This is a genomic window from Wolbachia endosymbiont (group A) of Paraperithous gnathaulax, from assembly GCF_964028485.1.
GTDB lineage: Bacteria > Pseudomonadota > Alphaproteobacteria > Rickettsiales > Anaplasmataceae > Wolbachia > Wolbachia pipientis.
The window spans coordinates 192,153-206,489 of sequence record NZ_OZ034784.1; the positions used below are offsets into that span (position 1 = coordinate 192,153).

Genomic DNA, 14,337 nt, shown 5'->3' on the forward strand with positions numbered 1-14,337 from the left:
AAAATGAAGAGTTCTACAATAAATAACAATGATTGGTCAGAAAAGACAATTAAATCAGCAGTTGATTCGCTTGGTCGTTTATATGCTACAGGCCGAAGAAAAGAATCTGTAGCAAGAGTATGGATAAAGCCGGGGAGTGGAAAATTTAGTGTTAACAAAAAAGGCGATCTAATTTCTTATTTTAAAAGAGAGTCAGTGTGCCAAATAGTAAAAATGCCATTTGTTGCAACTTCCACATTGGATAAATACGATGTATTTGCAACTGTAAAAGGTGGAGGGCTATCTGGTCAAGCAGGTGCTCTAGCTCATGGAATAAGCAGAGCTTTAAGTAGTGTAAGCCAAGATTTGCATTCTATACTACGTAATGGTGAGTTCTTAACTAGAGATTCACGTGTTGTTGAACGTAAGAAATATGGTCAACATAAAGCTCGGAAAAAGTGTCAATTTTCTAAGAGATAGTTATTTTATAGGGGTGTTTTTTTGTAAGTATTATACAAATATTTGCAAAAATGTATGATATCCTCTATTTTTGTGATGAATTTAGTTGACTATCGGTGTCAACATAATATGCTATTTATGTGATTTTTTCAATATTAAGGTAATTTATGAGTAAAGAAGATATAATAAAACAATTAAAGGAAGATTGTTCTAGTCAGAATATAGATATAACAAAATCTGATTTGAGCAAGATTCATGATGCGTTTATTAAAATAATAAAGAATGAGCTGCATGGGAAAGGTGAAATACGTTTGCATGGAATAGGAACATTTTCTACTGCTATCAGTCAGGAAAAACAATGTCGTAACCCCCAAAGTGGTCAGATCATGACTGTTCCTAAAAAGACAAGGGTAAAATTTAAAGCAAGCCAAACTCTTTTAAGTATTTTAAATGAGAAGGAAAAAGCAGCAGTTAGTTAGACATTGTCATTTTCATTGTTTTTACTACGCTGTGTAAGCCGTAAAATACAGCTTCGCTAATTAAATAGTGGCCTATGTTAAGAGCTGAGATGTGAGGTATTCTTGTCATCTTCTTAGCGTGTTTATAAGTTATGCCATGTCCTGCGTGGCATTCTATTCCTAATTTATTGACGTACTCTGCAGCATTAGTAATTAACTGTAACTTTTTTTCTGATGGATTATCACAGTAATCCCCTGTGTGAATTTCTATTATGTCAGGTTTTGTCCCTAGCTTTTCAAGATATTTTAGTTGATCAATATTTGGATCGATAAACAGTGAGACTTTTATGCTAGAGCTATGCATTTCCTCTATTATACTAGAAAGTTTACTGTGCATATTCACGATATCCAGGCCACCTTCGGTTGTTAATTCTTCTCTTTTTTCTGGTACTATACTAATCGAATAGGGTTTTACCTTTTTTGCTATTTCAAGCATTTCTTCCGTGGCTGCAATTTCAAGATTTAGCTCAGTGCTAATGCTTTTTTTTAGGTTAAATACGTCTTCATCTCTAATATGCCTTCTATCTTCTCGTAAGTGTACAGTAATAAAGTCTGCTCCAGCGTCAATGGCTATTTCTGCTGCTTTCAATGGATCTGGATAAGAAGTTCCGCGTGCGTTGCGGAGGGTTGCAACGTGATCGATATTAACACCTAGTTTCACAATCTACCTCAGAAATTATTTATAGATTATACATGTTATTAGGTTTTTTGCATAGTCATTGTTTGACCTTACCCAGAAAAAGTGGAGAGAAAGAAAAGAGTTTTTTTGGGTAAAATAAAATTTTGGAGGATTAGAAATGGTAAGAGAATATACGGCAGAATTCAAATTGGAAGCTGTTAAACTGGCAAATGAACAAAGAAAGGCAGGTCAAACAATTACAAAAATAGCAAGAGATTTAGGAATAAAGGGTGGTTTATTAGGAAAATGGATGAAGAAATATAACGAAAAAAAGTCAGCGGCAAATGCATTTCCAGGTAGAGGTAACATGGCTCCTTACGACAAAGAGAGGTTTGATTTACAAAGCAAGAGTAACAAGGGAAAGAGACATTTAAAAAAAAGCCCTGGCCAGTCAAAAAGAGTAAAATATTTTTTTATATAGTAACTGCTATAAAGTACAGGAATTATGTAGGATTTTCTGCTAGTGGCTACTATAAGTGGACCACAAGAAAAATAAGCAGTAGAGAATCAGCAAATAAAGAGCTACTCGAAGCTATTCAAAAAATATATCAAGTTTCTAAATGTAGATATGGAGCTCCTAAAATTCATGCTGAATTGAAGGCTTTGGGTAAAAGTTGCAATTTGAAAACGGTGCAAAGTATTATGCAGAAAAATGACATCAGGGCTATACTGAGAAGAAAGTTTAAAATTAAAAAACAACAAACAGATAATAGAGCTGTAGCTCCCAATATACTAGATCAAAACTTTATTGTTGATCAACCAAATAAAGTATGGGATTACTTAGAGGTTGTCCGGAAACTAGTAAATTCAAGCATATTCCCTCTTTAACATAACCCTACTCATAGCTAGGTATATGAAATTCTCAGTGGATGTTGTGAGTAAATCATACTCCTTCGATAGCCTTCTATTCCTATTAACCCAAGCAAAAGTCCTTTCTACAACCCATCTTCTTGGCTGTACTTTAAACCCTTGTTCTCTTGTTGGTAGTAGCTCAGGTGGCGTATCTTTGTGCACCCAAAATCTACATGGAGGCCTTTTAACAATTTCAATATCTATGTCATATTCTTCCTTTATGTGATTCTTTAAATTTCTTCCTTGGTATCCCATGTCAGCCCACATTTTTTTAACTTTAGTATATTTTGTTCTCATATTGTTTAATGCTATTTTAATACCATCTCTATCATTTTCGTTAGCAGCGCCTACGTAACAACCTAGTATAAAACCCTGAGTGTCTGTAATTATATGCCTTTTTCTACCCTTTACTTTTTTACTTCCATCATAGCCTTTGATCCCCCCTTTTCTGTAGTCTTTACAGATTGACTATCTACTATACAGGCACTCGGCTGCTCATTCCTTCCTATTTTTCTTCTACTATATTTTGTAATTTCATAATTCATTTTCTCAAAAATTCCCTGCTTCTTCCATTGCCTGAACTGCTCATACACAGTCTTCCATAGCGGAAAATCATTTGGTAAATACCGCCATTGACACCCTGTACGCAATACATAGAAAATTGCTTCTAATATTTCTTTTTTGCTATACTTTGGCGGCCTTCCTCCTTTCTTGTATGATACTCTGAAGTGTTTTTCTATTCTTGCCCATTCCCTTTCGCTTAGATCTGTTGGATACTTTTTTCTCATCTTTACCCCGTACTAAAATTTCAGATATTATAGCCTTTTACTTGTTTCCGGACAACCTCTAATACCAATTCTCATTATTAGTGAATCAAATAGGCGATATTGTAGAGTTATTTAATTGTGGAGTGAGAAAGAAAGGCAATAGTATGGCTTTTTTTCCATTGTTATCTATCCGTTTATTGTGCAGTGGGAATTGGTATCAGTAATTTGATCTGGGTTCCAAGGCCCTTGTGCATCACATATATGAAGCGATAATATATTGCACATGACCAAGTTTGCCCAAAATTCTTGTAATACAGCCTCTCCAGAAAAATTCTCTAACTCTGCTCCTACTTTGAGTCGTTTATAGCACTCCTCTATGTGCCACCTTAACACATAAGCTTTGCTCCAAAGTCTCGGTCAAAAACTCTGTTTCTCAGTTGGCTAATGTCAGCACTATAACTCTTACTTTCTGTCCTTTCATTTTATTTTTTAGCTTTTCATTTTCTAATATAAAATCAAAATCTAATTCGCCAGCGTTCCCATAGCTTACTATAATTTCTTTTTTGCAAGCGAAAAATAAAATCTACTTCCAAATTATAATGCTGCTGAATGAATTTTACTGAAGACGATCATAGATAAATAATAATTTCTCTTGATTTAATAAACGCATTTGAGTGATAACTTCGGGTAATTGCTCTGCCGCCAACGTTTGTTCACCTATATTCCAAGCTGCAAGACGAGCACTGCAAATCAATGAAGTACACAAATCAACAAACAAATTGCCAATGGTGCCTGTTGTTCCATTTGGTTCAAACTCGGATACAATTTCCCCAGAGCTGGGTAATCTCATACCAGAACCATCTGCTGCAATAAGTCTATAGCCTCTCCAACTCAGGTTCATCCTGATAGGCTGTTTGGATGCTTAAATTCTTGAAAGCCTGTATGGCAAATCTTATACCTTGCTTTAGAAAAAGCTTGCTTTGAGGGTACATGTCAATGGCTCCATAAGTTCACATTCTATTCCCAAACTTTTTTTAACTAACTTTAAAATCATAGAAAATACTGTCGAAAAAGGAAGTTTTCTTGTTCGTGTAAAACTCAACACAATGGATTTTCTGAAAAGTTTTCGAGTATATTGCATTTTTAATTTGTAAGATAAGATCTTTTCCTTTTTGCATGCCTCACCTAAAAAAGACACATTTTAAACTTTTTTGTTGCAATAAAATAGAAACAAAAGTGCTGTCCCTTGCACTCTTTGGATAATTTAATGATAAAAAATTTGGAGAGAAATTTTATACACTATCGCTGATATTTTTCCTTAAGTTGACGCCATTGCCTGAACGGATACAACTTAATTTTTAATCTGCAGGAGTCAAGTTGAGAATGTCCAATTTTCCACTTTCTTTATAGCATAACATACTTCAGCGCCTCTTGCTCCTCTTGAAGTCCAATGGGCTCACCACTTATGTGTAAATTAATCGTTAATGTTGTACACGTTCTTTTCTTTTTCTACTCTCTCTTGCTCTTCAATACAATATATAGCAAGCGGATTAGCTTTAAGTCTTTCGACTCCTATTTCTTCTCCTGTTCCATCGCAGTAACCATAAGTGCCTAATTTTATTTTTTCTAACGCCTCCTTAATTTTTTCTTTTCTATCTTTTCGACGCTTGATTAATTCCTCGTTTCCACTATCTTCATCAGAATAGTATGTATCAATACTATTATCTTCTAGTTCTTGTTTCTCTAACTCAGCGAGTATTGATTGTAACTTTAAGCTGAAGTATTCCAGTTGTTTTACGCTCATATATTCTTCATCTTCTGAAGGAGTGTAATCTTCTGGTGACTTTATTTTTGGTAACTTTTCCATAATTGCATTATCAAAAAAAATAATAAAACCTATATAATTTATGAACAAAAAATTATACTACCTCAAAGTAAACACTATAATTTATAATAAACATTTAAAAGCCTAGTATGATCGACTCAGTAAAAAAAATAGTAATAGATGATAAGAACTTTACCTATATAGTATGTATTTTTATCATAATGTTAAGTTTATCTTCATTTACACTTAAAAACAACAATAAACAAGAAGTTATGTTAACATTAACATGGATATGTGCTACATTTGTTTTGCAGATTTCTACAAATAATTTGTTTACATCTGATTATCATGATGGAATATTAGAGCAAATCTTTGTACAGCCACTCTCTTCTAGGCTTATAGTTGCTTATAAAATTTTCGCTCACTGGTTATTATTTGGGTTACCGATTTCAGTAATTTCTTCCATATTCAGCTTTGCAATTCTAGGCAATAGTATTGAACACTCAATAGCAGTTGGAGTGTCTTTATTATTTAATACGCTGATAATCACTAATATTTCAGCTACTGGAAATGCATTGATGATTGGTCAAAACAACTTAGCATCAGGAGTATCGCAAATTCTTGTTTTGCCAATGATAATGCCAACCTTTGTGTATTTTAAAATGCTAACTCAATTTGAAAATTTATCCTTGAATATTTATACACTACTAATCACCATCTTAGTTTTTGTTATTTTGATTGTTAACAGCACCATAACTACTCACATGGCACTAAAATTTGCTGTGGAACAGGATTGAAAAATCTTACTGTTATTCAGTAGACTTCTTGCATAACCTAGAAAAAAGGCAAATAGTTATTATAGATTTAGGTTTATCGACAATTTGAAAAACCTTCATTCCAGCATCCTTCCCTGTCATCCAAGTAGCCCTTCGTTGTCATCCCAGTGTCAAAAACTGGGATAACAGCTAACCTGACAACCGTCATCCCGCTACTTGTTAGCGGCTAAGAGATACCGTGACGGTATGACGGTTCGCGGTGGCATGACGATAAGCCTCATCATCCCGCTACGTGTTAGCGCCGCGGCGGTATGACGATTCGCAGCGGCATGACGAGAAAGGGGCTACTTGGATGATACCTTTTTTCTACTTAGTTTGGGTTATGCAAGAAGTCTATTCCTTCATAAGGAGAAGTAGTTAAAGGAATTTACTCTATTTCTCCCTCTTTTTTTATTATTTTTAATCTATAGTTAACGTAAAAGAGATATGCAAAAACTCTATTGATCCATAGTCTGCAAATTATTAATAACACTTACTTTAAAGAACCTCACTTTACGCTGATCTTTGAGCGCTCTTCTGTGGTATTTTGTAAGAGTATAACTTGTGAAATCGTCTTCCCTATAGATTAAAGAGTTACACTGCTTTATATGTGATGCTATCCACTCTGCATAGTCCTGATGATCGGTTGCAATGAATATTTCCCCTGTTATAAGTATTTTTTTTTGCTAATAAATTTAAAAATTCCGTATTAATTAATCGTCTTTTATTGTGACTTCTTTTTGGCCATGGATCTGGAAAGAGAATAAAGAATCTTTCAACACTGTTATCAGGAAAATTTGCAATCAATTCTCTTGCATCTTCTGTCCACATTAAAATATTTTTTATGTTCTGTATTTCTATGTTTGTTAGCAAGCGAGAAACCCCCTTTAAGTAGGGCTCACATCCTATAAATAATAGATCAGGTTCATTGAGCACCTGGTAAAGCATATTTTCACCGTTGCCAAAGCCTATTTCTACCCATATTCTTTTTTGTGAATTTACAATTTTCTCTATAGATTCCTTGCTGTTTTGAATAGAATATTTTTCCAATATTTCATCAACATCAGGTTTTAGCCTGGACCTTCTGGAGAACGATCTAATCCACTTGCTATTCTTAAATAGCATATTCTTGATACATATATAATTTTCTCACTATATTTTATATAGCTTAAACAATTCTCGAAATGAGTTAATGAAAAATTACTTGTCAATAATTGTTAATATTATATAATATATGAGTTCTAATAAAGTTTAAGTTAAAGGTATGAATAATAATAATCCAGTCGTAAATCTACCGGTTACTATCAGAAAGCTATCATCAAACAAATTTATAGAAGAGATATGTCAAGGCCAATTTGAGGATCAAGATAATACCTTGTTTGAAGATTCTTTTGTTAACAAAATTAAAGAAGGAGATGTGGTAGAAGGTGTAATTACAAGAATAAACCCTAACGACGTTGTGGTTGATATTGGTTTAAAATCTGACGGGAGAATTCTGATCAAGGAACTCGGTTGTAATGATGAGGTCATTATTGGCTCGAAAATCAGAGTTTATGTGGAAAGAATTGAAGATTATCATGGTAATGTTGTTCTTAGTCGTGAAAAAGCAATTAGGGACGAAAAATGGAATAAGTTGGAAGAAGATACAGTTACAAGGGCTGAAGTAAGCGGAGTTATTAAACGCTCAATTAAATGTGGCTTTATTGTTGATCTTGGTGACGGAATAAGCGCTTTTTTACCGCTGAGTCATGTGGATTTGAAGCAAGCAAAAGATGCGAAGCACCTTATTGAAACTGAACAAAAGTTCATCGTGCTTAAAATGGATAAGAAGCAGGGCAATATTGTAGTATCAAGAAAGCTGGTGTTAGAAAAATTGCACGCTGGTGAAAAAATTAAATTTTTAGAATCTTTAAATGAAGGCGATATAATAGAAGGGAAAATAAAAAGTATCACTCATTACGGTGTATTTGTCGGTATTCATGAATCAGATGTAGTGGGAGTTATAGATGGATTGTTACATATTACAGATATCTCTTGGAGTAGGGTAAGTCATCCGTCTGCAGTTTTTACTTGTGGTCAGACTATAAAAGTTAAAATTATAAAAATAGATAAGGAAAATGCTAAAATTTCCTTGGGTGTGAAGCAGCTAGAAGATAGCCCTTGGCAAGATGCAGAGTCAAAATATCCAGTTGATAGTGTGCATAAGGGTTATGTAACAAGCATAGAAGATTATGGATTATTTGTTGAGCTTAGACCTGGAATTGAAGGTTTAGTGCACTCGTCAGAAATAACTTGGGTTAAGAGTAATTTACCAGTTAGTAGTCTCGTAACAAGGGGACAAGAAGTATATGTAAAAATTCTCAGTATTGACATTGCTAAGAGTAGGATGAGTTTAAGCATGAAAAGGTGTGTAGACAACCCTTGGCAAGTATTTATCAATAAATATCCTCCTGGTTCTATTGTTTCTGGTGAAGTGAAGAATAATACCGGCTCATATGTATCTGTTGCTTTCGGTGATTCTGAAATAGATGAGAACGTAGAAGGGACAATATATGTGAAAGATTTTAGTTGGTCTAAAAATGGTTCAGATGAGATAAAGAAGTATAATGTAGGTGATAAAATAGAAGCAAAAGTAATAAGGGCTAACGTGAATCGGGCAAGAATTTATCTTGGAATAAAACAAATAGAGTATGATCCTCTTGAAGAACTGATAAAGAAAGTTAAGGTAGGTGATAAAATACAGGTTATTGTAGGTAAGAGAGAAGATAATGGACTAGTCGTTGAAGTTGAGAACGATGTAACCCTTCTAATAGATCAAGAGCATTTACCAGAGAATAAAAAATTCTCTATATCAGAAAAAATAGAAGTTGAAGTATTGGGTGTTGAAGAATATAACATAGCATTATCTGCTAAGTGATAAGGTTTACTTATTTTGGCTTCATATAAATGGCAACAAAGTCTGATATAATAGCGAGGGTAGCAAAAAGACATCCTTTTTTAGATAAGATTGTTATAGCAGCTATAGTTGATAGATTTTTTGGGATACTTTCAAGCACATTGAAACATCATAATAGAGTTGAAATTAGGGGGTTTGGTTCTTTTTCAGTTAGAAGTTATAACTTGAAAGAAACAAGCCATTTAATGTTACAGAAGTTTACAAAGAATCAATACTTTAAAACATATTTTCGTAGCAGTAAAAAATTATCTGATTTGATAAATGAATAAAAATTTATACCATAAATAAGATGAAAGTAGGGGTTTGAGTTTATACTGTACGATAGAAATTTTTAGCACCATATGCAAGTAGTAGAAATAGTTATACGTAATAACACATATAAAATATCTTGCGAAAGTGGGAAGGGGAATCATTTATTACGCCTTGCTAATAGTTTTGACAAGTTAGTTAGTTCTGTATCTCAAAAAACTGGAGGTAAGGGTTCGGATGCATTAAATTTCTTACTTGCAGCACTAATTCTTGAGGATAAAATTTTAGAATTAACAAAGCGATTAGATGAAGTAAATCAAGAGCGCGAAAAGTATAGAAACGAGAAAAGAATAGAATATACTGAGGTACTAGATAAGGTAAATAAGATTATCACTAATCTTGAGTGCGTAAAGGATTAGCTTCAATAAAGCAAGCAATTAAATTGACTATCTGACTATTCAAGCCAGGAGGGAGGTTTGTCTTACGAGTTATGTAACAATATAATTCGTAATCATCAAGATCAACTATTTTTTCGTATTCGATTAGTTCGCTTAAGGAAAATTTATCAAGATATTTCAATGCGAAATGCCCTAAAAGTATATCGGTTTCTTTGCAACCCCTATGCCAGCTTCTATATATTAATTTTCTTCTGAGTAGTGAGGTATCTGTCATTACAATTAAACTTTTTTTAATTTAAAAGTTAAACTAAATACTTGTCAAGCGAGGCGCATTTTAATATACTTAACATTTTGTTAAGATCTAAATATACAGGTGGAATTAATTTCTAATCTTATCCATCAATTTAGCGATGGAATATATTATTTTTTATCATTTTCTTTAATAATTTCTGTCATAGTATTCGTGCATGAATATGGGCATTATGTTGTTGCCAAAGCATGCAAAGTTAAAGTTGAATCTTTTTCCATAGGTTTTGGTCCTGAAATTTTTGGTTTTAACGATAAGTCTGGAACTAGATGGAAATTAAGCGTTGTTCCATTGGGTGGTTATGTTAAAATGCTAGGAGATACTAATGCAGCGAGTGTCCCAGCTGATCAACAAGAATTAACGGAAGAAGAAAAATTGTATTCATTTCATACAAAACCGCGTCATAAAAAAGCAGCAGTAGTTTTTGCAGGGCCTTTTGCAAACATGGTATTTGCTGTTATAGCTTTTACAATATTTTTTAGCATAGCAGGTTATTATCGCACTCCACCGGTGATTGAAAATGTAATCGAAGGTAGTGCAGCTAAGCAAGCTGGTTTGTTGCCAGGTGACACTATTACACAAATCAATGAGCATAAAATAAAATACTTTGAAGATATTTCACGTGTGATAATGTCGAATCCTAAAACAAGAATGGAGATTGAGTATAGCAGAAATAATGAGAAGCACAGGACCAGTTTAACTCCATTAATAATCAAGGACAAAGACGTTTTTGGCAACACAATAGAAAGAGAAACTATAGGGATTATTTCAGTCAATACATTAAAGCAGTCGTCTTTTCTTGGGGCTGTGAGCTTATCAGTAAGTGAAACTTACCACACTATGTGCTTAACGATTAAAGCTATCTTTCAAATTATTGTTGGTAAGAGGAGTGCAAGTGAAATAGGTGGACCAATAAAAATCGCAAAATATTCAGGACAATCAGCTAAAAAGGGATTTATTATGGTTCTATATTTTATGGCAATCATTTCAGCTAATTTAGCTGCAATTAACTTGCTGCCAATACCACTGCTAGATGGTGGGCATTTATTTCATTATATCATAGAAGCGGTTATACGTAGGGATTTAAGCTTGAAATGTCAAAAATATGCAGCTATTTTTGGTGCTTTAGTGTTGTTTTTGCTTATGGCAACTGGAATGTCAAATGATATTAGGGATCTTTTTTGAAATAAAATATGAAAAAGCTATTTTATATACTGGTAGTGGTTTTTATTTCTTTTCCTGCCCTGCTTGTTGCTTTAGGAACTGCGGAAAAAGTGCAGGTGAAAGATGTCAAATGTATTGGTAATGAGAGGGTAAGCAACCAGACAATAGGGTTCTATATAAAACTAAAATCTGGTGATTATATAAACGACGATGATATAGACTCAATTATAAAAGATCTATATAAAACAAAGTTATTTGCTAGTGTTAATGCTTACATAGATGATAAAAAAAATTTAGTAATAAAAATTCAAGAAAATCCACTGATTAACAAGGTAGTGTTAAAAGGCAATAAGTTATTTAACAGCAAAGAGCTGCTAAGTAATGTGATTCAATCAAAGTCGCTAACTATTTTAACTGAAACAAAATTGCAAAACGATTTAGTGAATTTAGTCACTACTTATAGAAATAACGGTAAGATTGGTGTTAAAATTGAATATGACCTGAATAAGCTTGATGGCAATAGAGTCAATCTAATTTTTAAAATAAAAGAAGGCAAAACCTCTAAAATTAAGGATATAAGATTTATAGGCAACAAAAACTTTTCTGAAAATGAGCTAGAGCAAGTTATCAAAAGACATAGTAATGACATATTTAGTAAGTTATTTAGAGCTATTTTTAAAGGCGGAAATCATTATTCACCGCAATATCTATTGATTAACACAGAATTGCTCGATCATTTTTATTCATCTAAAGGATATATTCAAAATAATATTCAACCAATTGTTGAGGTTGATAATAACAATCAAACAGAGTTAACTTTTTTGATTGACGAAGGACAGCAGTATTTATTTGGAAATAATGAGGTTAATATTGAAACTGAAATTCAGGATTTGAGCCTAAAAGAAGAAATATTGGATTTTATAACAGAGGAAAACGATAAGATATTTAATAGAGTTAAAATTAATAATACAGTAGAAAAAATAAACAAATATTTAAATGAGAAAGGATATATATTTGCAAAAGTTAATCCAGAGTATGCACAACGTGACAATGTTGTAGATGTAACCTACAGAGTGCTGCCGGGTAAAAAGATTTATATAAATCAAATTACAATTGATGGTAACGATCGCACTTTAGATAAAGTGATCAGAAGTAAGCTAAGTGTAGCAGAAGGTGATGCGTACAATATATCTGAGATTCAAAAGTCACGTAAAAAACTAATGAGTAGTGATTTTTTTGAAACAGTGAAAGTAAATAGTTATGCAGTTAATGATAATACAGTAAATCTTGACTTAAGTGTTAAAGAAAAAAACACTACTTCGTTGTATTTGGGAGGAGGTGTGTCTCTTCCTGGTGGAGCATTGATTAAAATTGACCTCAAAGACCGTAATTTATTTGGTACTGGAAAAGAGCTCTCTTTTGCTCTTGAAAAAAGTCAATACGTATTTTCTACTGATTTAGAGTTTGTTGAAAATAATTTTAACGATTCTGATACGTCACTAGGCATGGGTGTATTTTATGAAAAACAAGATAAACCAAACACTACTTTTGATAGTTGCGATATGGGATTTTTTACAAAGTTATCATATAAAGTCACAGAGAACTTAACTAATTCCCTTCGCTATTCTTATAAGTATAATCATATACACATGGATAATAAGGGTGGACAAGACAGCGATATCTCTGAAATAATACTGGACCGAAAAGGTAAACATCAGATTTCATCAGTGGGATACACGTTGGCATATAATAAACTGGATAACCTCTATACTCCAAAAGAAGGGTATTTACTGCGCTTAAGTCAGGATATTTCAGGATTGGGAGGAAACGTGAATTTCCTGAAATCTGAATTCTTATCTTTTTATACGCACCCTATATTAAGCAAAATTGACGATGATATAACGCTACGCTTTAAGATGGCGGCAGGTCATATTTTTTCTTATACTGATGAAAATCTAAACATTGGCCAGCACTTTTTTAAAGGGGGTAATGAGATTAGAGGGTTTGACCTTTCCGGTATTGGACCAAGAGCAGAAGACAAAAATAAAAGCTCATTAGGAGGCAAAACTTATTTTAATCTAACACAGCAAGTGGATTTTCCTCTACCAAAACTATATGACTATGCTGGTATCAAAGGCTCACTATTTGTTGACTATGCAACACTTTTTGGCTTAGATGATAAAAATAAGAAGTATGAAGGGAAATACTATGATAGCAAGCTTGTGAGAGTGTCACCAGGTTTTGGCTTTTCAATGCTTTCTCCTTTTGGTAGACTTAGATTGGATTTCGGGTTTCCTTTAGTAAAGGAATCTTATGATATAATACCATCACCAAATGTTAAATTTTCTATTGAAGCGGGGATTTGAATGAAATATATACAGTTATTTATATCAGTTATTGCCTTAATTATTTCCTTATTTGTGGGGTATAAGTTTGTAGGATATCAACCTCAGAACACAAAGGCTGCAATTATCGATAGTGACAAAGTCATCAATGAATCTCTTGCTCTGCAAAATATACAACAACAAATAAAGGAGCAGAATTCTAGATTACAACAAGAATTTGAAAATGAGTTAGAAAAACTTAAGCCATCAAAAGAAGAATTTGACCTTTTGTCAGAAGAAGCAAAAAAGGAAAAGACAGGACAATTTAATAAGCACACTGTAAATGTTAGAGATAATTATGCTAAAAAAATGTTACATTTAGAAGAAAGCTATAGAGAAGCAGTAGAGAGTGTTTTTAACAAGATAAAAGAAGTCGCTAAAAAAACGGCAGAAAAAAACAACATAGATTTGGTACTATTTATTTCAAAAAAGAACCAAGTTTTATACTCCATGGATGAAGTTGATTTATCAGATGTGGTATTAAACAATATAAACAAGGAAATACCTGAATTTGCTTTAAAAGGCATTGAATAGACTTATGCAATTTAATATCAGTGATATTATAAAAACACTACCACATTCTTATCCGTTTCTCTTAGTAGATAGAGTTATAGAGTGTGATCCTGGTAAAAGTATAAAAGCAATCAAAAATGTGACTTTCAATGAGCCATTTTTTATTGGCCACTTCCCTGGTCATCCGATAATGCCAGGAGTCTTGATAATTGAATCTCTAGCTCAGGCATCTGCTATATGTGTTCTAGGTAAAGAAACAATAGAAAATAAAGTTGTTTACTTGAGATCCATTGAAAATGCAAAATTCAGAAAGCTAGTTACTCCAGGGGACACATTGATTCTTCAAGCTAACATTCAAAGTGTGTGTTTAGGTGTATACAAATTTAGGTGTATTGCATCTGTTAGCGAAGAAAAAGTTGCAGAAGCAACAATCTCAGCAGTATTGCAAAATAAATAAAATCTTCATCTGTAA

16 protein-coding genes and 3 pseudogenes are annotated in these 14,337 nt (G+C 33.0%); 13 read left to right on the forward strand and 6 right to left on the reverse strand.

Features of this window, described 5'->3' with window-relative positions; translation table 11 throughout:
• Positions 1-3: 3 nt before the first annotated feature.
• Together rpsI and ABWU74_RS01130 are read left to right on the forward strand one after the other, a co-directional pair.
• Positions 4-459, forward strand: coding sequence for a 30S ribosomal protein S9 (gene rpsI / locus ABWU74_RS01125; protein WP_006279875.1), 456 nt, complete (start codon positions 4-6; stop codon positions 457-459).
• A 146-nt stretch (positions 460-605) separates the two neighbouring features.
• A complete protein-coding gene (locus ABWU74_RS01130) occupies positions 606-917 on the forward strand; it encodes an HU family DNA-binding protein (protein ID WP_010082594.1) in 312 nt (103 codons plus the stop codon).
• On the opposite strand, the gene ABWU74_RS01135 is transcribed toward ABWU74_RS01130, so the two are convergent.
• Positions 910-1,617: a pyridoxine 5'-phosphate synthase gene (locus ABWU74_RS01135; RefSeq protein ID WP_006279877.1), complete on the reverse strand. Its 708-nt coding sequence runs from the start codon at positions 1,615-1,617 to the stop codon at positions 910-912. The genes ABWU74_RS01130 and ABWU74_RS01135 overlap by 8 nt on opposite strands.
• 136 nt (positions 1,618-1,753) lie before the next feature.
• Between ABWU74_RS01135 and ABWU74_RS01140 the strand changes: the two genes are divergently transcribed.
• The 3 genes and pseudogenes from ABWU74_RS01140 to ABWU74_RS01150 all read left to right on the forward strand — a co-directional run bounded on the left by ABWU74_RS01140 (position 1,754) and on the right by ABWU74_RS01150 (position 2,463).
• Entirely contained in the window at positions 1,754-2,056 is a 303-nt protein-coding gene (locus tag ABWU74_RS01140) for a transposase (protein ID WP_209472831.1), read from the forward strand.
• A gap of 122 nt (positions 2,057-2,178) precedes the next feature.
• A pseudogene (locus ABWU74_RS01145) lies at positions 2,179-2,259 on the forward strand (hypothetical protein); the annotation flags it as partial.
• A gap of 18 nt (positions 2,260-2,277) precedes the next feature.
• Positions 2,278-2,463 carry a hypothetical protein gene (locus ABWU74_RS01150; protein ID WP_353289337.1) on the forward strand — a complete coding sequence of 62 codons (186 nt, stop codon included), beginning with the start codon at positions 2,278-2,280 and terminating at the stop codon, positions 2,461-2,463.
• Here ABWU74_RS01150 and ABWU74_RS01155 read toward each other — a convergent pair.
• The 3 genes and pseudogenes from ABWU74_RS01155 to ABWU74_RS01165 form a co-directional block, all read right to left on the reverse strand.
• Positions 2,443-3,275, reverse strand: a protein-coding gene (locus tag ABWU74_RS01155) for an IS5-like element ISWpi1 family transposase (protein ID WP_209472412.1) whose coding sequence is annotated in 2 segments (ribosomal slippage) — positions 2,443-2,906 and positions 2,906-3,275 — 834 coding nt in all. Because the reading frame shifts where the segments join, the coding sequence is not laid out codon by codon here. The genes ABWU74_RS01150 and ABWU74_RS01155 overlap by 21 nt on opposite strands.
• Before the next feature lie 195 nt (positions 3,276-3,470).
• A pseudogene (locus ABWU74_RS01160) lies at positions 3,471-4,432 on the reverse strand (transposase); the annotation flags it as partial.
• A gap of 296 nt (positions 4,433-4,728) precedes the next feature.
• The gene (locus ABWU74_RS01165) at positions 4,729-5,121 is read right to left on the reverse strand and encodes a TraR/DksA family transcriptional regulator (protein ID WP_010963040.1); all 393 of its coding nucleotides are present in this window, start codon (positions 5,119-5,121) and stop codon (positions 4,729-4,731) included.
• 107 nt (positions 5,122-5,228) lie between these two features.
• On the opposite strand from ABWU74_RS01165, the gene ABWU74_RS01170 reads away from it, so the two are divergent.
• Entirely contained in the window at positions 5,229-5,876 is a 648-nt protein-coding gene (locus tag ABWU74_RS01170) for a heme exporter protein CcmB (RefSeq protein ID WP_353289338.1), read from the forward strand.
• A gap of 476 nt (positions 5,877-6,352) precedes the next feature.
• On the opposite strand, the pseudogene trmB reads toward ABWU74_RS01170, so the two are convergent.
• Positions 6,353-7,019: pseudogene (trmB, locus tag ABWU74_RS01175) on the reverse strand (tRNA (guanosine(46)-N7)-methyltransferase TrmB).
• A 139-nt stretch (positions 7,020-7,158) separates the two neighbouring features.
• On the opposite strand from trmB, the gene ABWU74_RS01180 reads away from it, so the two are divergent.
• From ABWU74_RS01180 to ABWU74_RS01190, 3 genes are all read left to right on the forward strand, one after another.
• Complete coding sequence (locus ABWU74_RS01180; protein ID WP_209472496.1) at positions 7,159-8,811, forward strand: 30S ribosomal protein S1; 1,653 nt, start codon at positions 7,159-7,161, stop codon at positions 8,809-8,811.
• Between the two features lie 29 nt (positions 8,812-8,840).
• The gene (locus ABWU74_RS01185) at positions 8,841-9,119 is read left to right on the forward strand and encodes an HU family DNA-binding protein (protein WP_010963035.1); all 279 of its coding nucleotides are present in this window, start codon (positions 8,841-8,843) and stop codon (positions 9,117-9,119) included.
• Between the two features lie 72 nt (positions 9,120-9,191).
• Positions 9,192-9,518 carry a cell division protein ZapA gene (locus ABWU74_RS01190; protein ID WP_353289339.1) on the forward strand — a complete coding sequence of 109 codons (327 nt, stop codon included), beginning with the start codon at positions 9,192-9,194 and terminating at the stop codon, positions 9,516-9,518.
• Here the strand turns inward: ABWU74_RS01190 and ABWU74_RS01195 are convergent.
• Positions 9,493-9,771 carry a succinate dehydrogenase assembly factor 2 gene (locus ABWU74_RS01195; RefSeq protein WP_353289340.1) on the reverse strand — a complete coding sequence of 93 codons (279 nt, stop codon included), beginning with the start codon at positions 9,769-9,771 and terminating at the stop codon, positions 9,493-9,495. The genes ABWU74_RS01190 and ABWU74_RS01195 overlap by 26 nt on opposite strands.
• A 99-nt stretch (positions 9,772-9,870) precedes the next feature.
• On the opposite strand from ABWU74_RS01195, the gene rseP reads away from it, so the two are divergent.
• The 4 genes from rseP to fabZ are packed head-to-tail and all read left to right on the forward strand — an operon-like array spanning position 9,871 to position 14,322.
• Positions 9,871-10,989: an RIP metalloprotease RseP gene (gene rseP / locus ABWU74_RS01200; RefSeq protein WP_010082085.1), complete on the forward strand. Its 1,119-nt coding sequence runs from the start codon at positions 9,871-9,873 to the stop codon at positions 10,987-10,989.
• 8 nt (positions 10,990-10,997) lie between these two features.
• The gene (bamA, locus tag ABWU74_RS01205; RefSeq protein ID WP_353289341.1) at positions 10,998-13,334 is read left to right on the forward strand and encodes an outer membrane protein assembly factor BamA; all 2,337 of its coding nucleotides are present in this window, start codon (positions 10,998-11,000) and stop codon (positions 13,332-13,334) included.
• A complete protein-coding gene (locus ABWU74_RS01210; protein ID WP_209472492.1) occupies positions 13,335-13,886 on the forward strand; it encodes an OmpH family outer membrane protein in 552 nt (183 codons plus the stop codon). It abuts the gene before it with no gap.
• Between the two features lie 4 nt (positions 13,887-13,890).
• Positions 13,891-14,322, forward strand: coding sequence for a 3-hydroxyacyl-ACP dehydratase FabZ (gene fabZ / locus ABWU74_RS01215; protein WP_010082082.1), 432 nt, complete (start codon positions 13,891-13,893; stop codon positions 14,320-14,322).
• Positions 14,323-14,337: the final 15 nt, after the last annotated feature.